23 protein-coding genes are annotated in these 25,052 nt (G+C 63.7%); 3 read left to right on the top strand and 20 right to left on the bottom strand.

Annotated elements, in window-relative coordinates:
• Positions 1 to 2: 2 nt before the first annotated feature.
• From secD to leuA, 5 genes are all read right to left on the bottom strand, one after another.
• Entirely contained in the window at positions 3 to 1,730 is a 1,728-nt protein-coding gene (gene secD / locus ACXR2T_RS12000; RefSeq protein WP_458839555.1) for a protein translocase subunit SecD, read from the bottom strand.
• A 51-nt stretch (positions 1,731 to 1,781) separates the two neighbouring features.
• Positions 1,782 to 2,213, bottom strand: a complete 432-nt coding sequence (gene yajC, locus ACXR2T_RS11995) for a preprotein translocase subunit YajC (RefSeq protein WP_458812870.1) — start codon at positions 2,211 to 2,213, stop codon at positions 1,782 to 1,784.
• Positions 2,214 to 2,306: 93 nt separating this feature from the next.
• Entirely contained in the window at positions 2,307 to 3,296 is a 990-nt protein-coding gene (gene ruvB / locus ACXR2T_RS11990; protein ID WP_458839554.1) for a Holliday junction branch migration DNA helicase RuvB, read from the bottom strand.
• The gene (gene ruvA / locus ACXR2T_RS11985; RefSeq protein ID WP_458839553.1) at positions 3,293 to 3,904 is read right to left on the bottom strand and encodes a Holliday junction branch migration protein RuvA; all 612 of its coding nucleotides are present in this window, start codon (positions 3,902 to 3,904) and stop codon (positions 3,293 to 3,295) included. Before ruvA ends, ruvB begins: the two co-directional genes overlap by 4 nt.
• Positions 3,905 to 4,008: 104 nt before the next feature.
• Positions 4,009 to 5,790, bottom strand: a complete 1,782-nt coding sequence (gene leuA / locus ACXR2T_RS11980) for a 2-isopropylmalate synthase (RefSeq protein ID WP_458839552.1) — start codon at positions 5,788 to 5,790, stop codon at positions 4,009 to 4,011.
• Between the two features lie 257 nt (positions 5,791 to 6,047).
• Between leuA and ACXR2T_RS11975 the strand changes: the two genes are divergently transcribed.
• Positions 6,048 to 7,865: a DUF2207 domain-containing protein gene (locus tag ACXR2T_RS11975; protein WP_458839550.1), complete on the top strand. Its 1,818-nt coding sequence runs from the start codon at positions 6,048 to 6,050 to the stop codon at positions 7,863 to 7,865.
• Here ACXR2T_RS11975 and ACXR2T_RS11970 read toward each other — a convergent pair.
• The 13 genes from ACXR2T_RS11970 to lepA all read right to left on the bottom strand — a co-directional run bounded on the left by ACXR2T_RS11970 (position 7,862) and on the right by lepA (position 21,350).
• Entirely contained in the window at positions 7,862 to 8,248 is a 387-nt protein-coding gene (locus ACXR2T_RS11970) for a DUF5684 domain-containing protein (RefSeq protein ID WP_458812880.1), read from the bottom strand. The two genes, ACXR2T_RS11975 and ACXR2T_RS11970, sit on opposite strands and share 4 nt — an antisense overlap.
• A gap of 39 nt (positions 8,249 to 8,287) precedes the next feature.
• A complete protein-coding gene (gene era, locus ACXR2T_RS11965) occupies positions 8,288 to 9,211 on the bottom strand; it encodes a GTPase Era (protein WP_458812882.1) in 924 nt (307 codons plus the stop codon).
• Positions 9,208 to 10,500: a hemolysin family protein gene (locus ACXR2T_RS11960; protein ID WP_458812884.1), complete on the bottom strand. Its 1,293-nt coding sequence runs from the start codon at positions 10,498 to 10,500 to the stop codon at positions 9,208 to 9,210. The genes era and ACXR2T_RS11960 overlap by 4 nt, the downstream gene beginning before the upstream one ends.
• Complete coding sequence (ybeY, locus tag ACXR2T_RS11955; protein WP_458812886.1) at positions 10,497 to 10,958, bottom strand: rRNA maturation RNase YbeY; 462 nt, start codon at positions 10,956 to 10,958, stop codon at positions 10,497 to 10,499. Before ybeY ends, ACXR2T_RS11960 begins: the two co-directional genes overlap by 4 nt.
• The gene (locus ACXR2T_RS11950) at positions 10,955 to 12,001 is read right to left on the bottom strand and encodes a PhoH family protein (RefSeq protein ID WP_458839548.1); all 1,047 of its coding nucleotides are present in this window, start codon (positions 11,999 to 12,001) and stop codon (positions 10,955 to 10,957) included. Before ACXR2T_RS11950 ends, ybeY begins: the two co-directional genes overlap by 4 nt.
• 1 nt (position 12,002) lies before the next feature.
• Complete coding sequence (locus ACXR2T_RS11945) at positions 12,003 to 12,353, bottom strand: histidine triad nucleotide-binding protein (RefSeq protein WP_458812890.1); 351 nt, start codon at positions 12,351 to 12,353, stop codon at positions 12,003 to 12,005.
• A 33-nt stretch (positions 12,354 to 12,386) separates the two neighbouring features.
• Complete coding sequence (locus tag ACXR2T_RS11940) at positions 12,387 to 13,181, bottom strand: 16S rRNA (uracil(1498)-N(3))-methyltransferase (RefSeq protein ID WP_458839546.1); 795 nt, start codon at positions 13,179 to 13,181, stop codon at positions 12,387 to 12,389.
• Between the two features lie 4 nt (positions 13,182 to 13,185).
• Positions 13,186 to 14,286, bottom strand: coding sequence for a molecular chaperone DnaJ (gene dnaJ, locus ACXR2T_RS11935; RefSeq protein WP_458812894.1), 1,101 nt, complete (start codon positions 14,284 to 14,286; stop codon positions 13,186 to 13,188).
• A gap of 44 nt (positions 14,287 to 14,330) precedes the next feature.
• Complete coding sequence (hrcA, locus tag ACXR2T_RS11930; protein ID WP_458839544.1) at positions 14,331 to 15,368, bottom strand: heat-inducible transcriptional repressor HrcA; 1,038 nt, start codon at positions 15,366 to 15,368, stop codon at positions 14,331 to 14,333.
• 200 nt (positions 15,369 to 15,568) lie between these two features.
• On the bottom strand, positions 15,569 to 17,410 hold the full coding sequence (locus ACXR2T_RS11925) for an S-layer homology domain-containing protein (protein WP_458839543.1): 1,842 nt from the start codon (positions 17,408 to 17,410) through the stop codon (positions 15,569 to 15,571).
• 173 nt (positions 17,411 to 17,583) lie between these two features.
• Entirely contained in the window at positions 17,584 to 18,807 is a 1,224-nt protein-coding gene (gene hemW, locus ACXR2T_RS11920; protein WP_458839542.1) for a radical SAM family heme chaperone HemW, read from the bottom strand.
• Positions 18,808 to 19,500, bottom strand: coding sequence for a DUF1990 family protein (locus tag ACXR2T_RS11915; RefSeq protein WP_458839540.1), 693 nt, complete (start codon positions 19,498 to 19,500; stop codon positions 18,808 to 18,810). It abuts the gene before it with no gap.
• Complete coding sequence (gene lepA, locus ACXR2T_RS11910; protein ID WP_458839538.1) at positions 19,497 to 21,350, bottom strand: translation elongation factor 4; 1,854 nt, start codon at positions 21,348 to 21,350, stop codon at positions 19,497 to 19,499. Before lepA ends, ACXR2T_RS11915 begins: the two co-directional genes overlap by 4 nt.
• Positions 21,351 to 21,449: 99 nt before the next feature.
• Here lepA and ACXR2T_RS11905 point away from each other — a divergent pair, with 99 nt between their 5' ends.
• Complete coding sequence (locus ACXR2T_RS11905) at positions 21,450 to 22,295, top strand: MOSC domain-containing protein (RefSeq protein WP_458812917.1); 846 nt, start codon at positions 21,450 to 21,452, stop codon at positions 22,293 to 22,295.
• Positions 22,296 to 22,436: 141 nt separating this feature from the next.
• A complete protein-coding gene (gene rpsT, locus ACXR2T_RS11900; protein WP_458812919.1) occupies positions 22,437 to 22,697 on the top strand; it encodes a 30S ribosomal protein S20 in 261 nt (86 codons plus the stop codon).
• A gap of 117 nt (positions 22,698 to 22,814) precedes the next feature.
• Here the strand turns inward: rpsT and holA are convergent, their stop codons facing one another.
• Complete coding sequence (gene holA, locus ACXR2T_RS11895) at positions 22,815 to 23,816, bottom strand: DNA polymerase III subunit delta (protein ID WP_458812921.1); 1,002 nt, start codon at positions 23,814 to 23,816, stop codon at positions 22,815 to 22,817.
• Positions 23,817 to 23,909: 93 nt separating this feature from the next.
• On the bottom strand, positions 23,910 to 25,052 hold a 1,143-nt coding region (locus tag ACXR2T_RS11890), incomplete at its 5' end, for a HipA domain-containing protein (protein ID WP_489945536.1).

Raw genomic sequence — 25,052 nt, 5'->3', positions numbered from 1 at the left:
GGTTAGCTCTCCTTTCCAGCGGCGGCCTTGCGCTCCGCGATGGTCTGCCGGCGTTCTGCTTCGCGGGCGCTCTTCTGGTTCTTCTTCTTGCCCGCGGCGGCGGGCTCACGGAAGGCGGCGCGGCCGCGGTAGACGGCACCCAAGCCCTGCGGGTCGAGGCCCGAGAATTTGTGCCCCGACTGGTAGAACTTGGTGCGCGCAAGAAGCGTCATCATCGGGTGTGTGAAGAGCGCGACAACAATGATGTCGACGAGGGTCGTGAGGCCGAGCGTAAACGCGAAGCCCTTCACGCTACCCACGGCGAGCACGAACAAGATGGCTGCCGCCAAGAAGTTCACACCGTCAGAAGCAAGAACGGTACGGAACGCCTTCTTCCATCCGTTTTCAACCGCGTTCTCAATCGAGAAGCCATCGCGCAGCGCGTCTCGAATACGTTCGAAGTAGACGATAAACGAGTCGGCCGTGAAGCCGACGGCCACGATAATACCGGCGACGCCCGCGAGCGAGAGTCGGTACCCCTGGCGCCACGAGAAGAACGTGAGCAGCAGGTAGGTGAGCACACCGGCCACCGCGAGCGAGGCGATCGTCAGCGAGCCGAGCGCGCGGTACTGGAAGATCGAGTAGATCACCACGAGGCCCAGACCGATAAGACCAGCCAACAGGCCGGCCCACAGCTGGTTCGTGCCGAGCGTCGCCGAAATGTCTTCCTGGCTCTGCACGGTGAAGTCCATCGGCAGCGCACCGAACTTCAGCTGATCAGCGAGTGCCTGAGCTGAGTCCTGGGTAAACGAGCCGCTGATTGAAGGGCGGCCGTCGAGAATCTGGCCCTGCATCGTCGGGGCTGAAAGCACGCTGCCGTCAAGCACGAACGCGAACTGGTTCTGCGGTTCGGGAGCACCGAACAGGCGCGTGCTAATCTTGCCGAACTTGTCGGCGCCCTTCTTGTTCATGGTGATCTGCACGACCCACTCACCGGTCGTTGCGCCCGTCGAGGTGGTACCCATCTGCGCGGTCGCGTCGGTGATGACTGCACCGTTCAGTTCAACAGGGCCGAGCAGGTACTTCGCTGTGCCAGTGTCATCACACGTGATGAGCGGGCGGTCCGCCTTCGAGTCACGCGCATCGAGTGCTTCGTCAGACGCACAGGTGAACGTATCGAACTTGGCTTGGAGGGCCGGGGTCACCCACGCGAGGTCACCGGCCTCCTTCGGCAGCGGGCTCGGATCGAGGGGGCCCTCTGCGGCCTTCTCCTGCGCCGCCTTCTCAGCGGCCGCAGCTTCAGCGTCTTCACCTTCGGCGTCTTCGCCCGACTGCCCGAGGCTCGTCAGGTCGATACCAACACCCACCGCGAGCACGGGGCGGAAGTCGAGCTTCGCCGACGCTTCAATGCGCTGCAGCGTCGCCTCGTCGGCCTTGCCGGGAATTGAAACCGAGATGTGCTGGCTGCCCTGCGTGGTGATCTCTGCTTCAGAGACACCAGCAGCGTCAACACGCTGACGAATGATCGAAACGGCCTGCTGCAACTGCTCACCCGCAATGGCCTTGCCATCGGTTTGTTCTGCGGCAAGCAGAATCTGGGTGCCGCCCTGCAGGTCGAGGGCGAGTTTAGGTGTCCATGTCGCGTCGCTGCGAAACACACCGTAGGTGATGAGACCGGCGAGACCGACTATAAGGACAAGGAGGAAAATCAGGGACTTACGGGCCCTGCGCACAGCGGGAGACGACGCCACAGTGACTGCTTTCTATGAGGGAATGAGGGGATGCCGAGATCGCCCCGAGGCTTACGCCTTGGGGTTTGTCTCTTCGCCGGGCTCGTCGCCGGGCTTCTCGTTCGAGTCGTCGCCAGCGTCGGCGCTCTGATCGGCATCAGACTTAGTGTCGGCAATGTGCTCGCCAAATGCAGGGTCATCGTCGGGGGCGAGGCTGCCGGTCTCGGCCTGGGCGTCGGCCCCTTCAACGGGGGTAACGACCTGTGAGATCGCGTTGCGGTGCACCACGAGCGTCGTGGTACCGCTGCGAATCGTGGCGCGGTTGGTCTCTTCGTCAATGTCCTCGAGCGTGCCGTAGATACCCGACTGGAGCATCACCTCGGCTCCCGGGCGCATGTTGTTCTGCAGCTCCTGCATCGTACGCTGACGCTTCTTGCTGTTGCGGAACATGAAGAAGATCATCACTGCGATGAGCGCGAACATCATGAGGGTAATCGGGTCCAAGGGAGGTCCTTCCAGTGAGCGTGCACGCACGCGGGGCACAGATTTCCCCAGCCTATCGTGATTTAGCTGGCAGCTCGCCGCAGCCACCCCGCGTTAAGCTGCGTGACCCAAGACGTGCTCGAATCCGAGCCTCGTTGCTACCCTGCCTCGCGGTGTGCGCGTGAGCAATCCAGCGCGCACGAGAAACGGCTCTACCACCGCTTCGATGGTCTCGGCTTCTTCTCCAACAGACACCGCGAGGGTCGAGAGGCCCACCGGGCCTCCCTCGAACCGTTCAACGACGGCTTTGAGCACTTCACGGTCGAGGCGATCGAGGCCGTGCGCGTCAACGTCATAGAGCGCAAGCGCCGCTTGCACCGCGGCGGTGTCGCCCGGCAGGTCGTGTACGAGGCTGTAGTCGCGCACGCGGCGCAGCAGCCTGTTCGCAATACGCGGTGTACCGCGTGAGCGCCTGGCAATCTCTTCAAGCCCCACCTCAGACACCTCAAAGCCAAGCAGGCGTGACGCCCGTGTCACCACGCTCGTGAGCTCGTCGTCTGAGTAGAACTCGAGGTGAGCTGTGAAACCAAACCGATCGCGCAGTGGGTTCGGCAGAAGGCCCGCGCGGGTTGTCGCCCCCACAAGAGTGAACGGCGACAGCTCGAGCGGCACTGAGGTCGCGCCCGCGCCTTTGCCGACCATGATGTCGACCTTGAAGTCCTCCATCGCGAGGTAGAGCATCTCCTCGGCACTGCGGGCCATGCGGTGTATCTCGTCAATGAACAGCACTTCACCGGGGGTGAGCGCAGAGAGCACGGCCGCGAGATCTCCAGCGTGCTGAATAGCGGGCCCAGAAGTTTGGTGCAGCGGCTTATCGACCTCGGCGGCGACGATCATTGACAGCGTGGTCTTCCCGAGCCCGGGCGGGCCCGCAAGCAAGATGTGATCCGGCGTGTGATTGCGCATGGAAGCGGCATTGAGCAGCAGGCCCAGCTGCTTGCGCACCTTCGCCTGGCCCACAAACTCAGACAGCGTCGCAGGGCGCAGCGCGCCCTCATAACCCTGCTCTGAGGGCGCAGCCTGTGCCGACAGTTCGCCCGTCATCGCGTGCCGCCCTTAGCGGCCTGAAGCAGGGCGAGGGCCGCGCGAAGTAGGCCGGCACTGTCACTGGGGGCGCCCGCCGCGACGGCGTCTTCGACAGCCGCCTTGGCCGCGTTCTCATTCCAGCCGAGCCCCATGAGGCCCTCCTGCACCGCCGCGACGTGTGCGGTGGCATCATCGACGGCCGCCGCAGCCTCACCCTCGAGGGCGAGGCCTTCGAGTTTGCCGGCAAGTGAGATCACGATGAGCTTTGAGGTTTTGGGGCCGATGCCCGAGACCTTACGAAACACCTTCTCGTCCTCTGCGGCGACCGCGCGTGAGATCTCGGCTGGCGTGAGGGCAGAGATCACACCGAGTGCGCTGCGCGGGCCGACACCGGTGACGCCAATGAGGTGGCCAAACACTTCGAGCTCATCTTGAGTGTGAAAACCGAAGAGTGTGAGCGAGTCCTCGCGCACCACGAGCGAGGTGTGCACGGTGAGCGACTCCCCCACTGTGGCCTGCGACACGCGCCCACTGGGCAGCTCAACGCGCATGCCAATACCGCCCACACCAACCACGGCCCAACCGGCGCCCGACGACAGTACGGGCCCAGACAACGATGCAATCACACGCCTACCCTATGTTGCATCCCCGACATATGCAGCGACGCCGCGCCGCGTGTTCGAACAAAAATCCGAACGCACGGCGCGGCGTCATGCCGGTGCAAGAGTCGCTACGCCGTGGCGGCGACGGGCTCCTTGGCCGAGGCGTTGCGCACAGCGCGGTTCACCGAGCTCACAATAGCCTTGAGGGTCGCGCGGCTCGTGTCGGCGTCGATCCCGACGCCCCACAGGCGCTGGCCGTCAACCTCGAGGTCGACGTAGGCTGCCGCGACGGCGTCGCCGCCCGAGCTCATGGCGTGCTCGACGTAGTCGAACAGCGTGACCGCATGGCCATCATCGTTGAGGGCGTTAATAAACGCGTCAACGGGGCCATTGCCGCGAGCGGTGAGCTGCTTGCGTTCAGAGCCGTCACGGTAGTCGGCTGAAAGCTCGGTGACGCCGTCGCCCGCGCTCGTCGTCTGCGTGCGAAACAGTTCGTACTGGCCCCACTGCTCGCCCGCGGCGTCGCCGCCTTCTGCCAGCGCGACAGGCAGATACTCGTCTTGGAAGATGCTCCAGATCGACTCGCTCGACACTTCGCCGCCCTCAGAATCGGTCACGTTCTGCACGACCGCGCTGAACTCGATCTGCAGCCTACGCGGCAGGTCGAGAGCGTGATCGGTCTTCAGCAGGTATGCGACACCACCCTTACCCGATTGCGAGTTCACGCGAATCACGGCCTCGTACGAACGCCCCAGGTCCTTCGGATCGACCGGCAGGTAAGGCACGGCCCACTCGATGTCGTCGATCGAGACTCCGGCAGCCTCAGCGTCTTGCGCCATGCGCTCGAAACCCTTTTTGATCGCGTCTTGGTGCGATCCCGAGAACGCGGTGTATACGAGGTCGCCCGCCCACGGACTACGCTCGGGCACGCGCAGCTGGTTGCAGTACTCAGCGGTGCGGCGCACCTCGTCGAGGCGTGAGAAGTCGATCTGCGGGTCGATGCCCTGCGTGAACATGTTGATGCCGAGCGCGACAAGGTCGACGTTGCCCGTGCGCTCACCGTTCCCGAAGAGGCAACCCTCGATGCGGTCTGCGCCGGCGAGATACCCGAGCTCAGCGGCAGCCACGGCGGTGCCGCGGTCATTGTGCGGGTGCAGCGACAGGATCACATTCTCGCGGTGGTTCAGGTGCCGGCTCATCCACTCGATCGAGTCGGCGTACACGTTGGGGGTCGCCATTTCGACGGTCGCCGGGAGGTTTATGATCACCTTGCGCTCGGGCGTCGGCTCGAACACCTCGAGCACAGCGTTTGACACCTCCAGCGCATACTCGAGCTCGGTGCCCGTGTACGACTCGGGTGAGTATTCGTAGAACACCTCGGTGCCCTCGCAGATGTGCTCAAACGAACGGCACATGTTTGCGCCGTCGACGGCCATCTGCTTAATGCCCTCGCGGTCCTTTTGAAACACGACGTCGCGCTGCAGAATGCTCGTCGAGTTGTACAGGTGCACGATCGCCTGCTTCGCACCGATCAGCGACTCGTAGGTGCGCTTGATCAGGTGCTCGCGTGCCTGGGTCAGTACCTGAATCGTGACATCGCCCGGGATCGCATCTTCTTCGATTAGCTGGCGCACAAAGTCAAAGTCGGTCTGGCTGGCAGACGGAAACCCGACCTCGATCTCTTTGTAGCCCATCTTCACGAGCAGATCGAACATGATGCGCTTGCGCTCGGGGCTCATCGGATCGATGAGCGCCTGGTTGCCGTCGCGCAGGTCGACCGCGCACCAGCGCGGCGCTTCGGTGATGCGCTTCGTGGGCCACGTGCGGTCAGGCAGCTCCACGTTGATGATTTCGTGGAAGGGGCGGTACCGGTGAATCGGCATTCCAGAGGGCTGCTGAGTGTTCTTCATTGACTCGTCTTTCTCATCTAGCTAGGGCTTCAGCCAAACACGAACACCGCGACGAGGAAGGCCGATGAATTAGGCCTCGTCGCGGCAGCTAAGGAGGAGCGAGCCGAACAGCATGTGCTCAATCTATCACAGCTCCAAGCCCGGTTTGCGCGCGTGTAGCGAGATCCGGATCGAGTCGCCTCGCTAGCCTAGAAGGCATGCGCGCTTCCTCCTTCCCCCCTGCCCGCCGTGCCTTCAGGGGTACCCTTGGCACCGCCGTGGCGCTCTTCATCGCGCTCATTCTGCTCTCGTTTGCTGGGGCAGGCGCGCACGCCGACGTGCAGGATTACCGGTACGACAGCTGGGCCGTCGAGTATGAGGTGGGTGTTGATGAGGCGGGGAGAGCCGTCGCGCACGTCACCGAAACGATCACCGCCGTGTTCCCTGACCACGACCAGAACCGTGGCATTGTGCGCGGCATACCCGAGCGATATCAAGGCGCAAATCTCGACCCGCGCGACTTCAGCGTCACCGACGAAGCGGGGCGTGCGGTGCCCTTCGAGCTCGAAAGCGACGACGGCTTCACGGCGGTTCTCACGGGAGGCGACGATTTCGTACACGGTGTAACGACATACGTGATCTCGTACACGTTGAGCGACGTGGTGCTCGCCCGCGATGACGGGGCCGCAGACGAGTTCTACTGGGATCTGATGGACTTCGAACATGCGCAACCCGTCGCGAGCTTTACCGCGCACATCTCGTTCGATGAGCAGCTCGCCCAGGAGCTCACCGGCGATGCCCGCTGCTATGCAGGCGCCGCTGGCACGGGCACAGAGTGCATGATCGAACTCGGCACTGAGCCTGAGCCTGAAACCGCGGTTGAAGCTACGGTCGGAAGGACTTCTTGGAGTGTCGAAGCGGGACAGCTCGCGCCCTACGAGGGTGTGACGGTGGCGATCGGCCTCGCGCCGGGTGCGGTCGTGCAGCCTGCCACGCGGCTCCCCGATCCGGTGCTCGACACGTTGCCGCTCGTACTGGCGGGCACGGCACTCGTGATCGGCGGAACATCGTTTGCGTTCGCGGCGCAGCTGCGCCGTAAACGTCGCACCATGCGCGGCACGATCGTCGCGCAGTACGAGGTACCTGAGGCGCTGCCACCGCTCGTAGCCGCAAGCATCGTGGGAGCCTCGCCGCATCCGGTGCCCGCGGAGTTCGTGCACCTGGCGGTTAGGGGCGCTCTTCGGATCGAAGCGGGCGAAGCCCGCCCGGGTATCTTCGGCAAAGAGCCGCGGCCGACCCTGCGTATTGTTGACCCCTCACGTGCGGTAGACCCGCTTGACCAGCGCACGCTTGCGCGCGCGTTCGCGAGCGTCACCCCCGGGGCCGCTCGCGAAGTGCCGCGCAGCGACGCGAAGTTTGCGCGTGCGATGGAGAAACTCAAAGGGACGGGCATCAGTGCGGCACGGTCGCGCGGGTATTTCGAGCAGGCGTACTCCCCCGCTGGCCGCGTCATCGGCATCGTGGGAATCGTGTTCTCGGCCGCCGCGATAGCGCTCGGGTTTACCGCACTTGTTACACGCGAAACACCGTGGCCGCTGATTGCGATCGCGGTGGGCGGTGGCGCGCTCGCCGGCAGTGTGTTGGGCACGGTACCCCGCTGGGTGCACACGCGCGCAGGCGCCGAGGCCCGCGAACATCTGCTGGGTGTGCGCGAGTTCATTCGGGTGGCAGAGGCCGACCGGCTCGAGGTGCTGCAGTCATACGCGGGCGCCGAGCGGCGTGACGTCGACGGTGTCGCAGTTGTGCACCTGTACGAGCGGCTGCTGCCCTACGCCATGCTGTTTGGGCTGCAGAAGCGATGGGGTCGAGTGCTCGAGGTGCGCTACGAAGAGACGACGGGGTATGTGCCGTTGTGGGTCGTTGGCTCTGCCCTCGGCCATAGTGCGGCGGGGATCGTCGGGATCGAAAGTACGATCTCGTCGTTCACTTCGTCGTTTACGTCTGCGGTGAGCTACACCTCGAGCAGCTCGGGAGGTTCATCTGGCGGCGGGTTCGCCGGCGGTGGCGGCGGTGGCGGGTTCTCGGGCGGGCGTTAGCGCCTGCGCGGGCTGTAGGTGGCGCTACCGAACCCGAGAATCAGGTACCCGATGGCCGAGAACAGCCAGAGCAAGAAGATCGAGAACACCCCTCCCTTGCCAAAGCGTTCACCGGTGCGCAGCGCCACAAAGATCGCGAAAATGAAGTTCACGATGGGGACGAACAGCAAAAGGGTCATCCAGGCCGAATAGCCCGCAATCTTCACCAAGAAGAAGACGTTGACAATTGGAATGATGGCGAGAATGCCGGGGTACCCCGCCTTCGAGAACACCCGCCACAGCGCGATCACAATAATCACGTACCAGATCAGTGCGATCACGGTGGTCGTGCCGTTCAAAGCAGCCAGTGATGTCGAATCTGTGATGGTTTCTAGCGCGAACATGTTGGTTCCCCCTGTCTGGCAACCCATCTTTGGGCTCCGTTAGAAACCGAGCTTACCCAAGGCCTTGGGGTCGCGCTGCCACTCTTTCAGAACCTTAACGCGCAGCGACAGGTAAACGCGGCGCCCCAGCAGCTCTTCGATGCCCTTACGGGCGCGCTCGCCGGAGGCGCGCAACTGTGAACCGCCCTTGCCAATCACGATACCTTTCTGGCTGTCGCGCTCGACGTAGATCGATGCGTAGATCTCGAGCAGCCCGTCTTCGCGTTCCTCGCGGTCGTCGACCGTCGCTGCCAGCGAGTGCGGCAGCTCTTCGCGCGCGCTCTGCAGCGTCGCCTCACGAATTAGTTCGGCGATGCGGTCGTCTTCGCTCTCGTCTGTTGTGCGGTCACTCTCATACAGCAGCGGTGACTCGGGCATCAGGTCGAGCAGCACGTCAGAGAGCACGTCGAGCTGTTCGCGCGTCACCGACGAGATTGGCACGACGGCGTCCCACTCGCGCAGCTCACCGAGGCGCGTGAGCTGGTCGATGATCTCAGACTTCGAAGCCTCGTCAACCTTCGTCAAGACGGCCACCTTCTTGGCGCGCGGAAAGTCGTCGAGCCGGTCGTTAATGAACCGGTCGCCCGGGCCGAGCTTCTCGTTCGCGGGCACGCAGAACCCGATCACGTCGACATCGCCAAGCGTGTCTTCAACAAGCGCGTTCAGGCGCTCGCCAAGCAGGGTGCGCGGGCGGTGGATACCGGGGGTATCGACGATGATAAGTTGACCGTTCTCACGGTGCGCGATGCCACGAATCGCGCGCCTCGTCGTCTGCGGTTTGGGGCTCGTGATCGCGATCTTTTCGCCCACGAGAGCGTTCGTAAGTGTCGATTTGCCGACGTTGGGTCGGCCCACAAACGATACAAATCCCGCTCGTGTGGGTTGGTCTTCGGCCTGTGCGGCCTGTTCGATATGTTCGGTCATTCTGTGTCCTTCTCCTCGGGTTCTCCCACCCAGCTCGCCCGCACGGTTGTGAGGCGCTGCAGTTTGCGCATAACGCTCACCGCTTCAAGTTCAATACCCGACACGGTGACGGTGTCGCCCTCGTCGGGCAGCCTACCGAGCCCCTTCGCGACGAGTCCACCCACGGTGTCCACCTCGTCATCTTCGAGCTCGATACTAAACAGCTCGCCCAATTCGTCAACCCCCAGGCGGGCGCTCACCAGAAACGAGCCGTCGGCTTGGGGCTGCACCTCGGCCTGTTCGCGATCGTGCTCGTCGTTTATCTCGCCCAGCAGCTCTTCGATGAGGTCTTCGAGCGTGACGAGACCAGACACTCCGCCGTATTCGTCGACGACGATCGCGAGGTGGTTGGCTTCGCGCTGCATCTGCCGCAGCAGGCTATCGGCCCTCTGTAGCTCTGGCACAAAGATCGCTGGCTTCGCGATGCGCGTCACCGGCTTGGTCTCTGCTTCGTCTGGGCGGCGCAGCACGAAACCACTCACGTCGCGCAGATAGACCACACCCACGATGTCGTCGACGTCGTCGGCGATGACGGGAATACGCGAGTGACGTGATGCCAGCATCTGCTCGAGCGACTCACGCACCGGCAGGTCGGCCGGCAACGTCACCATGTCGATGCGGGGCACCATCACCTCGCGCACGAGGGTGCCCCCAAATTCGACGAGCGAGTGAATGTACTCACGGTCATCGTCTTCAAGCAGGGCCTGCTCTGCCGCCTGGTCAACCATCGATAAGAGCTGTTGTTCATCCCTGATCCGGGCCCGCCCCGCGGCGCGACCCGGGGTGACCCGGTCGCCAAAGCGCATGAGACCCGTGGCGATCGGGCCGAGCAGCACGCGTACCGCGCGCACCGCGGGCGCGGCGAAGCGAATTACGGCGTCAGGGTGGTGCGTACCGACTGTGCGGGGGCTCGATCCCACGAGCACGAACGTCGTGGCCGTCATCACGAGTGTGGCGAGCACGAGCTCGAGCCACAACTCTTCAAGTGAGTATGCGAGCACGAGGGTGATGAGCACGGCCGATACGGTCTCGGCGAACACGCGCGCAAATCCGAGCGCATCGAGGTGGCTCCCCTCGTCTGCCGCGATCGCGCGAATCGCGCGGCCGGTGCGCGGCGATTCGTCTGCGAGCGCCATGAGCTCTGCACGCGAGCGCACGCCGAGCGCGGCGTCTGCCGCGGCGAGCGTGCCGCCGAGGCTCAGCAGCACGAGTGCGGCGCCCAGCAGCAGAACGATGAGGGCTAGATTCATCGCGACCGCTCGCGCATTGCGAACGAGAGCAGCAGATCGCGCTGCAGCCCAAACATTTCAGTTTCTTCGTCGGGCGTTGCGTGGTCGAAACCGAGCAGGTGCAGCATGCCATGGGTGAGCAGCACCGAGATTTCTTGGGCGAGATCATGGCCTGCCGCCTGCGCCTGCACTTCGGCCACCTGCGGGCAGATCACTACGTCACCGAGGAGGCCGGCCGGGGTCATGGCGTCAACGCGGCCGGGACGCAGCTCGTCCATGGGAAAGCTGAGCACATCGGTCGTGCCCGGCTCGTTCATCCACTGCACGTGCAGCTGCTCCATCGCGTCCTCGGCGACGAGCATCACGCCGAGTTCGGTGTCTGGGTGTACGTGCAGTGACTCGAGCACAAAGGCCGCGAGGCGCAGCATGCGTGCCTCTTCGATCTGCGCGCCCGACTCGTTGTTGATCTCGACGGTCATCGCGACCCTCCCTGTGGTGTGGTGTGTGTTTGCTGCTGCGTGTTTGCATGCACAGATTTGAGTGCTGCACGGCGTTCGTCGTAGGCGGTGTATGCGTCGACGATGCGCCCCACGAGGCTGTGCCGCACAATGTCGTCGGCGCCCAGGTGTGCAAAGTGAACGTCTTCGACGCCGTCGAGAATCTGGCTCACGACCCGCAATCCACTCGAAGCGACAGGCAGATCTACCTGTGTGAGGTCGCCCGTGACCACCATCTTCGAGCCGTAGCCCAAGCGAGTGAGAAACATTTTCATCTGCTCGGGCGTCGTGTTTTGTGCCTCATCGAGCACCACGAAGGCCTCGTTGAGGGTGCGGCCGCGCATGTAGGCGAGCGGGGCTACCTCGATCGTGCCGCTCGCGAGCAGCTTGGGCACCACGTCGACGTCCATGAGCGAACCGATCGCGTCAAACAGCGGCCGCAAGTATGGGTCAATCTTGTCTTCGAGGGATCCGGGCAGGTATCCCAGCCGTTCGCCTGCTTCGACCGCTGGCCGCGTGAGAATAATCTTTGCCACCTCGCGGCGCTGCAGCGCCTGCACGGCCTTCGCCATCGCGAGGTACGTCTTGCCCGTACCGGCGGGCCCCAGGCCAAACACGATCGTGTTGTCTGCAATCGCGTCGACATACGCCCGTTGCCCCCGCGTTTGCGGGCGTACCGCGTGCCCGCGTACGGTCACGATCGGCTCGCTCAAGAGCTGGGCCGCGGTCGGGCCGTTGCCGTCGCGCACCATGCGGGTAATTTCGGTGACGTCGTTCGCCGAGACCGCGCCGCTCGCTTTGGCAAGCTTCAAGATCTCGCCGACGGCCTGTTCGGCCGCACGCACGAGCGTGACAGGACCGCGCATCGTGAGCACCTGGTCGCGTACGTGAAAATCGACGCCGGGGTGGTTGCGTTCGAGGTCACCCACGAGCCGGTCGCGATGCCCGAGGAGTGACCCCAGGTCGACGCCCTCGAGCAGCACTGTGCGCTGCAGCGCGGGCGCTTCGGGCGTGGTCGCCCGCATATCAGGATCCAACGAGCGTACGCTCCTCAAGGTTGCCTGCGAGCAGGTGGGCGTGCACGTGAAATACTGTCTGGCCAGCGCCAGCGCCCGTGTTAAAAATGAGTCGATACTCGCCGCTGGCGTGTTCGGTGGCGAGCTGTTGCGCCACCTGAACCATCTCGGCGAGCGTCTCGGGCTCGGCCGCGGCAAGCTCGGTGACGTTCTTGTACGCGGTGGTTTTGGGAATCACCAGAATGTGCACGGGTGCCTGCGGGGCGATGTCTGGAAACGCGATCACGCGCTCCGTCTCTGCGAGAATCTTCACGGGAATCTCGCCCGACACGATCTTACCGAACACGGTTTCTTCAGCCATGACTCTAGTTTAGGGCAGCTGTTTAGGGCCCGGCTACCAGCGTCCCAACGCGAGGTTCAGCACCGCGAGCGCGGCGGGTCCCGCTGACGACGTGCGCAGCACCGTCTCACCGAGCACCGCGACCTGCGCGCCCGCCGCCTCAAGGCGATCGAGCTCGCCGTCAGAAAAACCCCCTTCGGGCCCCACGACGAGATAAATATGCCGGATCCCGTCGCCCGCGGTCGCGGCTGCTCGCGCAGTAAGCTGCGCGGCCCACGCGCTCAGCGGGTTGTTGCCGCGCGGGTGCAGCGCTACGACGGCGCTGTCTCCGCGCGCGGCGAGCTCACACAGCTCGCCGAGGGTGGCGAGCGGCCGTACCCCGGGGATCCGGGGGCGCAGTGACTGTTTGGCGGCCTCACGCGCGATGCGCTGCCACTTATCGCGGCCCTTTTCAGCTTTGTCGCCGCTGCCGCTCCAGCGCGAGACCGAGCGTTCGGCTTGCCAAGGCACGATGGCGTCGACGCCAAATTCGGTGGCCTGTTCGACCGCGCGCTCGTCGCGGTCGCCCTTGGCGAGGGCCTGCACCAGCACGAGCTCGGGGGCCTGGGCGCCGGGAGTTTCGCCGGGCAGGCTCACGGAGTCGAGACGCACGGTGAAGCGCTCGCGGTCGGCCGTTTCGACGGTGCCCTCACCGAGCGTGCCCTGGCCGTCACCGACCAGAATGCGTTCGCCGACACGCAGCCTACTCACCCGCACTGCGTGGTGCGCTTCGTCGCCGGTCACCGTAATCAGCTCGCCGGGCGCGAAGTCGGCCCGGGCGAGCTGCTCGGCGTAGTACAGGTTAGCCATGCGGCTAGTTACCCCTAAAGAACCGGTCGCGCATCTTGCCGAAGAAGCCCTGCTGAAACTCGCCCAGGTGCGGCTTCTCTTCGCCCCGCAGGGTGGCGAGCTGGCGCACCAGGTCCTTTTCGCGGCCCGAAAGCTTGGTGGGCGTCGACACCTGCACGGCGATCTTCACGTCACCACGGTTGGTTGAGCGCAGCCCCTGAATACCGCGACCGCGAATCGTGATGATATCGCCCGACTGAGTACCGGCAGGCACCTCGGTCTCGATGGCGCCGTCGATGCCAGCGAGGCTCGCGCTCGCGCCAAGAATAGCGTCGGTCATCGACACCTGCATGGTGCACAGGAGGTCGTTGCCGTCGCGGCTGAAAATGTCGTGGTGCATGACGCGGAACTCGATAAAAAGGTCACCGTTGGGGCCACCGCCCGGGCCCACTTCACCGCCGCCGCGCAGCTGCAGGCGGGTGCCCGTGTCGATGCCCGAGGGAATATCGATGGGAATGGTGCGCCGCTCACGCACGCGGCCCTTGCCGCCACACTCGACGCAGGGGTTCTCGATGACGGTGCCGTACCCCTGGCAGCTACCACACGGGTGCATGGTCACCACGTTGCCAAACAGTGAGCGCACCTGGCGCTGCACCTGCCCCTGACCGTTGCACACGTCACAGGTGACGGGGTGGGTGCCCGGCTGGCAGCAACTGCCCTGACACAGGTCACACAGCACCGCCGTGTTGACGGTGACGTCACGCTGCACGCCGAACATCACGTCTTCGAGAGTCACATCGACCCGGATCATCGCGTCTTCACCGCGCTCGGCGCGCGGCCGAGGGCCACGCTGGCCGCCACCAAAACCGCCGCCACCGAAGAACGTCTCGAAGATGTCACCGAAGCCGCCCGCACCGTTTTGGCCGCCACCCATGTCATAGTTCTGGCGCTGCTCGGGGTCGCTGAGCACGTCGTAGGCGTGCGTCACGCTCTTAAAGCGCTCAGACGCCTCTTCGCTGGGGTTGACGTCGGGGTGCAGCTGACGGGCCAGCTTGCGGTACGCCTTCTTGATTTCTTCTGGGGTCGCTTCGCGCGAGACTCCGAGGGTTTCGTAGTGGTCGGCCACAGGCCTGGCTCCTCAGTGGTTGTGACGGTCATGGGCTGGCGGGGTCACGCTGACCCCTCACCCAAGATTTGGTTCAAGTATCTGGCGACGGCACGCACTGCCGCGATGTTGCCGGCGTAGTCCATGCGGGTGGGGCCGAGCACGCCGAGCTTCGATGAGGCTCCGCCGTCTTCGTAGCGGGAGGCGATGATCGAGGCGGTCGGTAACCCGTAGGGCTCGTTCTCTCGTCCAATGGAGGCCGCGACGGTGCGCCCTTCTTGTACGAGTTCTCCAAACAGTCGCAGCAGCGTAACCTGCTCTTCGATCGCATCGAGCACACCGGGCAGAGAGCCCGCGAACGCGTCACCGCGGGTGAGGTTCGCGGCTCCAGCAAACGCGATGCGTTCGCTACGGTTTGCTTGCAGCTGGCTACGTACCACCTCGAGCACGCGGTCAACGACCGGCGCTTCGGCCGCATCTGCCCACTCGCCTGCGGTGTCTGACAGTGCCGCGATCTGAACGACGCCCGATTCGACATCGGCGCCAACGACCGCTGTGGCGATGCGGTCGCGCAGTCCGTGCACCCACGCTTCGGTCACCCGCGCCGCAGGAAGCCAGGCGAGCTGTTGTTCGACAACACCCGAGCCCAAGATTAAAACGCACAGCACACGATCTTCACCGAGTGCGACGAGGTCAATGTGGCGTACGGTGGTGCCGCCCAGAGTGGGGTACTGCACCACGGCGACCTGGTTGGTGAGCTGCGCAAGCATGCGCACCGTGCGCGCCATCACATCGTCAAGGTCGCTTGACTCGCCCAGAAAACGCTCGATCGCTGAGCGCTGGGAGCCTGAGAGTGGCCTGATTTTGGCGAGGGTGTCAACGTAGAGTCGGTACCCTTTGTCGGTGGGCACCCGCCCAGAGGAGGTGTGCGGTTGGGCGATCAGCTCGTCTTCTTCGAGCAGTGCCATGTCATTGCGAATGGTGGCGGCTGAAACGCCGAACTGGTGCCGCTCAACGATGGCCTTTGAGCCAACGGGTTCGTTCGAGGAGACAAAGTCGCCCACGATCGCGTGCAGCACCGCCAGGCTGCGTTCCGAGACCATGTCGCCCTCCCCTAGCACTCGCCTATTCCGACTGCTAAGTCTATCGCAGAGCACCCGCGCCTCGCCACGAGCTCGCTGAGCTTCACTGCGGGCGAAATTATGGGAGTAATGGTCGGCGCAGGTGCACCCGAGGTTTGCGCGAGAACGACGAAGCGCGGGCACCGGCCGAAGCCGGTGCCCGCGCCGCGCAGTGTTACACCCTAGCCGAGAAGACCATCTGCACGGTAGAGGAATGCTGCCATTGCCTCACGCGTGGTGTTGTCCTTGGGCTTGTAGGTGGGCTTGCCCGACGACTGCTTGTTGCCGGTCGAGAGACCCGTGGTGCCCATCCAGTGGATCTCCTTGTAGAACTTGTCGCTCTTCTTCATGTCAGCGAATGGTGATTCACCGGCGGCCTTGTAGCCCTTAGGGGCGTGCTGGCGGAACATGAACGCGGCCACGGCATCGCGATCGACGTTCGACTTCGGCTGGAACTTCGGCAGGCCGGTGTTCTGAGCCCAGCCAGTAACGAGGCCCTGCTTGTGCGCCCAGGTGATCTCCTTGTAGAACTTGTCGCCGAGCTTTAGGTCAGCGAACGGCGACTTAGTCGGCGCCTTGAAGCCAGCTTTGTCCTCGGCCGGTGCGAGGCGGTACAGGAAGGCCGCCATGGCTTCACGCGTGACCTTCTCCTTGGGCATGAACTTGAACGTGCCGTCGTTCTGCTTGTACCCGGTGGTCACGCCGGTCTCTGCGAGCCAGGTGATCTCCTTGGAGAACTTCGTGGTCGGAGTGATGTCGCTCAGCTCAACACCCGTCTTGGGGGGAACGACGGGCTCCTCCGGCGTCGCGTCCTTCGCAAACGTGGTGGTTGCGCCGTTGAACGAGATCGACTTGACGGTCGCGACCTTGCCCGTGTCAACAAAGAAGCCGTAGCCGATCACGTCGTGATCGCCGAGGGCAGCGAGCACGTCAGCAAACGGTGCGGGTGTGTTCGCTGCGAGCGAGCCGACCTGCTTCGACGAAACCCACTCGGTGGCCTCAGAGAGCTTGCCACTCTCGGGCACGAGTGCACGCAGCGTCGTAAAGACTTCCTTCTGAGCACCTTCGGGGTACGCAAAGACCGGCACCTGAGCCCAGACCTCGCCCTCGACGACATCGATCTGCATCGCAGCGGCGAACTCCGCGGCGTTCGCCTGGAAATCCTCATCGGCAAAGCCGTTGAGAATCTGAGTCTTGCCTGTCACCTTCAGGCCGATGGTCGCATCCTTCTCGCCGGCGACCGTTTCATACGCCTCAGCGCCCGACTTATCGCCATTGTGCCAGCCAGGATACGTCTCTTCGTTCGCGCGAATGTCCTTGGCCTCGACATACGCAGACGACTCGGCACCCGCCGCCGCAGCCGCCGGCTCAGCGTAGAACTTGGTCGTCGTGGCGCCATCGGTGAACGACGAGACGAGCACGTCGGCCGCCGGGCGGTATACGAGCACCCCGGTGCTAATCGTGTAGAGGTCTTCGCCGCAGCCGTCGATGAATGCCTGCAGGTCAGTCGGCGTGCCAGCGGCGACGTCACAAATGGGCTTGCTCGAGGTCCACAGGGCCGGGTTCGAAGCATCTGCGCGAAGCGTGCTCCAGCCCTTCCAACCCTTCTCCTCCACGTCATCCTTTACGCGCACGCCCACCTGGTAGGTGATGGCCGCATCATCAGAGGCCACAACACCCAGTGAGCCGAGCAGGGCAGCTACATTCTCTGCCTCCGTGGGCACCGTGACGTCGTTACCGTTGCCCTTGATGATCTGGGCTTCTGTGCCAGCCTTGACGACAAGGCCATTGCGTGCCTGATCGGCGGTTTTGACGCGCTGTGGCTCGCTGTCCTTGGGGCCAAAGTGCCATTCGTTGTAGACAGCAGACTCGCCAGCCTCGTCTGGGCCAGTGATGCCGGCCGCGGGCATGTAGACAGTCGTCGGGGCGACCGGCTCTGCCTGGGCGGCAGAAGAGCCGAACGCGGCGCCCGACACAACCATGGCCGCTGTCGCGACAACGGCTAGTGGTTTCTTTACAGACATGCAGAACATCCTTACGTCTTTGGTTCAGGGATATCCAATGGATAGGAGCCGCAACGAATGCTGCTAGTGGCTCCACCAAGAAGTTAGCCTGCCAAAGCCTGTTCTGCAACTCTTTTCAAACAGTGTTTAATATTCGGCGCTGCAAAAAAAGATAGATAAACGTTATTTGTACCCTATGTCAATAAACGGTGCACGACGGTGTCAGCCAGCAGCCTGCCGCGCAGGGTTGGCACAACTCTGCCCGTAATCGCAGCGCGGCCATCGATCAGCCCCTCGGCAATCAGCTCGGGCACGGCCCGCCGACCGGCAGCTTCGAGTACGTCGACGGGCAATCCGTCGGCGATGCGGGTCTCAAGCAGCACGCGCTCCTCGCGGCGGGCGTCGGCCGTCAACAGTTCGCGTGAGTGAGCCGGCGACACGCCTGCGGCGACACGCTGCGCATACGCCCCCGGATGCTTCACGTTCCACCATCGCACGCCGCCGACGTGACTGTGCGCGCCGGGCCCAGCGGCCCACCAATCCTCGCCCGTCCAATACGCAAGGTTGTGGCGAGACCGGGTCTCGGGCGTACGCGACCAGTTGCTAATCTCGTACCACGCAAGCCCCGCCTCGCGAAACCGCTGCTCGGCGAGCTCGTACATCTCAGCGTGCAGATCTTCGTCGGGAGCCGCGACCTCGCCGCGACGAATCTGCGCGGCCAACTTCGTACCGCGTTCAACAATCAGGGCGTACGCCGAAATATGATCCGGATCAGTGGCGAGCGCAGCATCGATCGAGCGCTCCCAGTCACTCAGTGTCTCCCCTGGCGTGCCGTAGATCAGGTCGACACTCACTTGCAAGCCCGCGTCGCGCGCCTGGCGCGTAACCACGGGCACCCGCTCGGGCGTGTGCGTGCGGTCGAGGGTTTTGAGCACGCTCGGCACGGCCGACTGCATGCCAAAGCTTGCACGCGTAAAGCCCGCGTCAGCGAGCGTCTGCAGGTAGGCAGCATCCACCGAGTCGGGGTTCGCCTCCGTGGTCACCTCGGCTCCTGGTGCCAGCCCCCACTCGTCCTTGATCCGGCGCAGCATGAGCGCCAAGTCGCTTGCGGGCAGCAGCGTGGGGGTGCCGCCCCCAAAAAAGACCGTGGAGACCTGGCGTTCGGCGACACCCGAGCGCCGCAGCACCTCGGCGCCAAAGCTCAGCTCCCAGGCAGCCTCTTCGGCGTAGGAGTCTTGGCGCGCGCCGCCCAGCTCCTGCGCCGTGTAGGTGTTGAAGTCACAGTAGCCGCAGCGCACGCGGCAGTACGGCACGTGCACGTAGACGCCAAAGCGGCGATCGTCGCTGCCAATCGCGGCGCTCGCGGGCAGGAGGCCATCTTCGGGCGCCGGATCGCCCTCGGGGAGCGCGGCGCCCACCTAGCTGGCCTCGGGCGTCGGGTCAGACTCGTCTCCGGAGCGGGACTGTGCAGCTCCCGGCAGGAGGCCCCGGAGCTGCGGAACGATCGAGTTCAGCGCAGCCTGCAGGTCCTGCTTGCCCTTACGACCAAACAGACCGTCCTTTGACGCTTCAAGAAAACCTCGTGCGACGGCCCACACCGAGTCATCGTCGCGATGCTCCACCACAAACAGCTGCTCGCCCACGGGTCCGTTAGTGTCGACCGTGCCCCAGGCGAACCCAGCACGTCGGGGCTCATCGACCGTGTACACCACGAGAAGTTCGCGTGTGGCGTTCTTTTCAAAGGTGACGCGCACGCGGTTTCCCGCTGCGATATAGGGCGTGCCGTCGGCCGCGAACTTTTCTTCGGGATGGGCGGGGGCCACTGGTGTGCCGTCGGCGCCAAACTCTGGGCCGGCATAGGTTTGCGCGTCAGCGCCGCCGAGGTGTTCAACCTGCATGCCAGCGCCGAGCTGCGCCGCCCACGTCATGAGGGCACTCGATGCGATCAAAAATCTCGGTTGGCCACTGCCCAGGCGCAAACTTTCTTCATACGCAGTCGAACCAGCGGGCGGAAACCGCACGACATCGGCTTGCTTGGACGCGCCCACCGCGGCGTAGGCCGCGGGCATCTGCACGTGACTGCCGCGGCGGGCTGGCGTTCCCTCGGTCACTTCTTGCCGCTTTCCTTGCCTTCGACATCGCCCGAGAGCGCGGCGATAAACGCCTCCTGAGGCACCTCGACGCGTCCTACCATCTTCATGCGTTTCTTGCCCTCCTTCTGCTTTTCAAGCAGCTTGCGCTTACGGCTAATATCGCCGCCATAGCACTTGGCGAGCACGTCCTTGCGGATCGCGCGAATGTTCTCACGCGCAATGATGCGCGAGCCGATGGCGGCCTGAATGGGCACCTCGAACTGCTGGCGCGGAATCAGTTTGCGCAGCCGCTCGGTCATGAGTGTGCCGTAGGCGTAGGCGCTGTCGCGGTGCACGATCGCGCTAAAGGCGTCAACCTGCTCGCCCTGCAGCAGAATGTCGACCTTCACCAGGTCTGCCTCTTGCTGGCCCATCGGTTCGTAGTCGAGGCTCGCGTAGCCCTGCGTGCGGCTCTTCAAATGATCGAAGAAATCGAACACGATCTCGCCGAGCGGCATGCTGTAGCGTAGCTCGACACGCTCACCAAGGTACTCCATGCCGAGCAGGCTGCCGCGGCGCGACTGGCACAGCTCCATGATCGCACCGACGTAGTCCTTGGGCGTAAGGATCGCGACGCGCACAACAGGCTCGCTCACGGTCTTGATCTTGCCGTCGGGGTACTCTGACGGGTTGGTGACCGTGACCTCGCTGCCGTCGTCGGTCACGACCTCGTAGACCACGCTGGGCGCGGTGGCAATGAGGTCAAGGTCAAACTCGCGGCGCAGGCGCTCAGAGATAATCTCGAGGTGCAACAGGCCCAGGAACCCGCAACGGAATCCGAAGCCGAGCGCGACCGACGTCTCGGGCTCGTACTGCAGCGCCGCATCTTCGAGCTTGAGCTTGTCAAGCGCCTCGCGCAGCACCGGAAAATCACTGCCGTCGAGCGGGTAGAGCCCTGAGAACACCATCGGCTTGGGGTCGGTGTAACCGGGTAGAGCATCGGTAGCGCCGCCGATCTTGGAGGTGACCGTATCGCCGACCTTCGACTGGCGCACGTCTTTCACACCGGTAATGAGGTACCCGACCTCACCAACTGCGAGCCCCTTCGTGGGAGTCGGGCCGGGCGAAGACACACCAATCTCGAGCGCTTCGAGGTCGGTGCCCGTCGACATCATCTGAATCTTCTCGCGCGGGTTCAGCTTGCCATCGATCATGCGCACATAGGTGACCACACCGCGATACGCGTCGTAGACCGAGTCGAAGATCATGGCGCGGGCGGGGGCATCAGCGTTACCCACCGGAGCGGGAATACGCTTGACGACGAGGTCGAGCAGCTCCTCGACGCCGGCACCGGTTTTGCCCGACACCTTCAGAATTTCGTCGGGGTTACCGCCGATGAGGTCGGTGATCTCGCGCGCTACACGCTCGGGGTCTGCCGCGGGCAGGTCAATCTTGTTGAGTACGGGAATGATCTCAAGATCGTTCTCCATAGCAAGGTAGAGGTTCGCAAGCGTTTGCGCTTCAATGCCCTGCGCGGCGTCAACGAGCAAGATGGCGCCCTCGCACGCGGCGAGCGAGCGCGACACCTCATAGCTGAAGTCGACGTGACCGGGCGTATCGATCATATTGAGGGCATACGATCCGCCGTCTGCGTCCCAGTGCATACGCACGGCCTGCGACTTGATCGTGATGCCACGCTCGCGCTCGATATCCATGCGATCGAGGTACTGAGCGCGCATCTCTCGGTCCGGGACAGTGCCCGTTACCTGCAGCATGCGGTCAGCAAGCGTTGACTTGCCATGATCGATGTGCGCGATGATGCAGAAGTTGCGGATCATCGCGGGCTCGGTCGAGGCCGGGACTGGGGGGTTCACACTGCGAGGAGACATTACCGGTCATTATCGCACGAGCGCACCCAATTGGAGGTGTGTGCTTCCCGCCCGGGTGTCGCAGGCTTGCGCACTCGCGCGGCCTGCCAGTATGTACCCATGCCCAAAGTCGTAGCGCTCTACAAATACCCGGTGAAGGGTTTTACTCCCGAGCCCGCCAGATCACTCACGATACTGCCCGATGGTCGGGTCGCGGGCGACAGGCTTTTTGCGTTTCGGTTTGGCGACGCGGCAACTGCCGAGGAGCAGGACGGGCTCGACTATTGGCCCAAGGCGCTGGGCCTTTCGCTGCAGGACTTTCCCGCGCTCGCGCGACTGCACGTTTCGTTTTCACACTCGACCGGGCGTGTGACCGTGCACGAGGGCGAAACGCTGCTCGTCGACGCATTGCTCGCGGACGCCGCCGGCCGCGCGAAGTTTTGTGCGGCGATCACCGAGTTCGTACTTGCCTCCCCCGAGGGCCGCAAACTCGCGCGCCCGGGGAGGTTGCCCCTCGTGCTTGTGGGGGACGGTGAGCGCTCACGGTTTCAAGACCGCCCGCGCGGTTATGTCTCGCTGCACGGTGAGGCGAGCGTTGCCGAGCTCGAAGGGGCGCTCGGCACTCCCATCGACGACCGCAGATTTCGTTCGAACATTGTGGTCGAGGGCCTTACTGCGCGCGAGGAACTCGCGTGGGCTGGCGGCGTACGCATTGGCGACGTTGACTTTGTAGCTCGCGGGCCGATCGTGCGCTGCCTCGCCACCCACGCGAACCCCGACTCGGGCGAACGAGACGCCCCCGTACTGAAAACGCTCACCGGCACACTCGGCATGAGCGAGCCGAGTCTCGGCAGGCTGCTGCTGCCCGCGGGTCTCGATCTTTTTGGGGCGAGGCCCGGCGCCACCGACACCGGCTTTGCCGGTGGCGTGATCCGGATCGGAGACGAAGTCACCGTGACCGGCTAACGCACGCACCCAACGTGCCACAGAGTCTGGTAGTGTTGGTGCTTGACTTGCGTGTGGCTAAAACCACACACCCCGGAAGGTGCCCTCTCTCGCCAACCGGACAATCCGTCAATTTTTACGTTTTTAAGGACACTACTTAACGTGGCAAACATCAAGTCGCAGATCAAGCGCATCAAGACCAACCTGAAGGCAACCGAGCGCAACCGTGCGTACAAGAGCGAGCTGCGCACCGCGATTCGCGCAACCCGCACCGCTATCGCCGCAGGTGACAAGGCTGTTGCGCAGGAGAAGCTCCAGCTCGCTACGCGCAAGCTCGACAAGGCAGTGTCGAAGGGTGTTATCCACAAGAACCAGGCAGCGAACCGCAAGTCGGCTCTCGCTACCCAGGTGGCAGCACTCTAAGCTTCGCAGCTGGTAGCCTTTCGGCTAACAAAAAAGCCCCGCTTCGGCGGGGCTTTTTTGTTGCCTGTGCGGTGCGCGTCACACCCGACGGCGTGGCGCAGGGCCCGGCGGGTGAGGTTAGGCCCGTCCGCGCCGCGCCACAAAGAGCACGTACTTCTCGAGGGCGAAGTGCGGGTCGCGGGTGCCGCCCTTCAGGAGCCACTCGGTCTCGGCGGCCAGGTCGATTGCCCTGGCCAGGTCTTCTTCACGCCAGCCACGCGTGTCTTTGATCGCTCGCTCGACCTGCCAGGGCGCCATGCTGAGCTCTTTAGCGAGCTGACCCGCTGAGCCGCGTGCTCCAAACACGCGCGCCATGCCGCGCACCTTCATGTTGAGCGCCGCCAACAGCGGAATCGGGTCGATGCCGCCCGCATACGCCTGCCTCAGTAACACGAGCGCCTCGGCCGCTCGGCCGCCCGTCGCAGCGTCTGCGACCTTAAAGCCGTTCGTCTCCACGCGACCTTCGGTGGCGCGGGTCACGTGGTCTTCGTTGAGGTCTTTGCCGCTCACTTCTACGAGCTGCGCGCACGCCCCAGCGAGCTCGCCGAGATCGCCCGCGTAGGCGGCGAGCAGTTGCCGCACGCCTCCCGGAGTGATGCGTGCGCCGAGTCTGCGAAACTCTGCCTGCGCGAACGCGGCCCGGTCTTGGTCCTTCTTCATCTCGGGGCAGGCGACTTCAATGCCCGCCCCGCCACGCACCAGGTCGAGCAACGCTTTGCCCCGCTGCCCGCCCGAGTGGCGCAGCACGAGGGTCGCATCGTCTGCCGGTTCGGTGACGTAGCGCCGCGCGTCTGCCAGGAAAGCGTCGGAGCAGCGCTCCACGTTCACCACGCGAATGAGGCGCGGCTCGGCGAACAGCGACGGGCTCGCGATCGTGAACAGTTCCCCGCCCGCATAGCTCGCAGCGTCGAGGTCATGCAACTCGAGGTCACTGCGCTCACTCGCGAGCGTCTCGCGAATGGCCTGCACCGCGCGATCGGCGAGAAAGGTTTCGGGGCCGCTCACGAGCACGACCGGCGCGGGTCGCGCCTCGTGCCACGAAATTGCCGGTGTCTTGGTGCTTGCGCCTCGTGCTGCCACGCTTCAAGCCTACTCGTCTTGGGTGAGGCCACGCCCGCGGCTGGCCCAGCATGACCATCGCCCCCTGTCGAAGTGCAAGATCTGGGGGTGTTGTCACCGAGCCAGACGATGTCTCAGGTTCCTCTCCGCAGATCTCATCAGCTGATCGAGCACTCCCCTATGCGTCTTCCCTAGCTCAGTTTGGCCAATGGTGGCTTCTGCATGGTCCAGAAATCGTTCGCTCAGCCTAGTGATAATTGATTCGACACGGTCGTAGTCGAGCATCGTCTTCTTGGAAAGGGATTTCCAGTTATCCAACGTGACCCCGAAGGCCTTGCGCTGGTTCCCGACGCGCATTCCGAGCTTTTGCTCATATTCCGGGAACATTGCGATCGGCACAGTGTCGTATATCGCAGAGAGAGTGACGCCCGATGCTCCGTGCATGAGCGTGTAGTTCTTGGCATGGGCGTCGGCGTTTCCGATGGCAATATTGAAAGCGAGCTGTTTCACAAAGTCGTAGGTAGTATCTGCGTCGCGCCCGTATCGCTGCAAGAGCCTGATGGTGCGTGGTGCACCTACGTGATACTTTTTCTCAGGAGGCACGGCAAGAGCTTGAGCCACATCCTCCATATGTACACGCACAACATTCCCGTCCTTGTCCACCCTGCGGTCAAACCGAGTGGTGACGAACGACTGCTGTGACTGGAATGTCATCACTTCAGCCCCAGCCGCCTGGACTCCCATGAGCTGGGCAAGATGAAGTGACACTGACTCAAGCTGGTTCAGTCCGGGGTGCTCCTTGCGTGCCGGCTTTACTATGTGCGTCGATGGCGTGGCGGCGTCAGGCCAAAAAATCTCGTCCCTCTCCATAGCCAGCGCAAACTTTCCCTGGACGCCAGCCAGGGAGAATCTCGGTGGAGCATCAAAATCACCCAACCCGGATCCGCCCCGATAGATACTCTCAATCCTTGCAGCAACCTCTGAGTCTTGGGCAGGGAATGAAAAGGCGGTGCCCCGGTCCACGGGCTCCTTCTTCTGCGTAAGAACAATCCCACCAGGCAGGTCGCTCTCCACTGCGCTCAGCAGATCCCACGCTCCGCTGGATCGTGCGCCGACGAGCAGCTTCACGTTTTCTCGGGTGCCTGGGTCTTCGGGGATAAGTCCATTGAGGAAGTTCTGCGGTGCCCTGCGGGTTATCTGCTCTTCACGTGTCATAGATAGCGAAACATCGTGTTTGGCGTCACGATCATACGTAAA

The sequence above is a fragment of the Leucobacter faecis genome, from assembly GCF_054456635.2.
This window is presented reverse-complemented; position numbering and strand designations above follow the sequence as displayed.

What these genes read in the sequence shown, in the direction of transcription:
- ACXR2T_RS11940 (WP_458839546.1), bottom strand. Translation starts at nt 13,181, where the DNA reads ATGGCTAACCTGTACTACGCCGAGCAGCTCGCCCGGGCCGACTTCGCG.
- ACXR2T_RS11950 (WP_458839548.1), bottom strand. Translation starts at nt 12,001, where the DNA reads ATGCGGGCGACCACGCCCGAAGCGCCCGCGCTGCAGCGCACAGTGCTG.
- ACXR2T_RS11905 (WP_458812917.1), top strand. Translation starts at nt 21,450, where the DNA reads ATGCCCAAAGTCGTAGCGCTCTACAAATACCCGGTGAAGGGTTTTACT.
- ACXR2T_RS11945 (WP_458812890.1), bottom strand. Translation starts at nt 12,353, where the DNA reads ATGGCTGAAGAAACCGTGTTCGGTAAGATCGTGTCGGGCGAGATTCCC.
- ruvB (WP_458839554.1), bottom strand. Translation starts at nt 3,296, where the DNA reads ATGACGGGCGAACTGTCGGCACAGGCTGCGCCCTCAGAGCAGGGTTAT.
- ACXR2T_RS11925 (WP_458839543.1), bottom strand. Translation starts at nt 17,410, where the DNA reads ATGTCTGTAAAGAAACCACTAGCCGTTGTCGCGACAGCGGCCATGGTT.
- ACXR2T_RS11960 (WP_458812884.1), bottom strand. Translation starts at nt 10,500, where the DNA reads ATGAATCTAGCCCTCATCGTTCTGCTGCTGGGCGCCGCACTCGTGCTG.
- ybeY (WP_458812886.1), bottom strand. Translation starts at nt 10,958, where the DNA reads ATGACCGTCGAGATCAACAACGAGTCGGGCGCGCAGATCGAAGAGGCA.
- lepA (WP_458839538.1), bottom strand. Translation starts at nt 21,350, where the DNA reads ATGTCTCCTCGCAGTGTGAACCCCCCAGTCCCGGCCTCGACCGAGCCC.
- hrcA (WP_458839544.1), bottom strand. Translation starts at nt 15,368, where the DNA reads ATGGTCTCGGAACGCAGCCTGGCGGTGCTGCACGCGATCGTGGGCGAC.
- ACXR2T_RS11970 (WP_458812880.1), bottom strand. Translation starts at nt 8,248, where the DNA reads ATGTTCGCGCTAGAAACCATCACAGATTCGACATCACTGGCTGCTTTG.
- leuA (WP_458839552.1), bottom strand. Translation starts at nt 5,790, where the DNA reads ATGAAGAACACTCAGCAGCCCTCTGGAATGCCGATTCACCGGTACCGC.
- era (WP_458812882.1), bottom strand. Translation starts at nt 9,211, where the DNA reads ATGACCGAACATATCGAACAGGCCGCACAGGCCGAAGACCAACCCACA.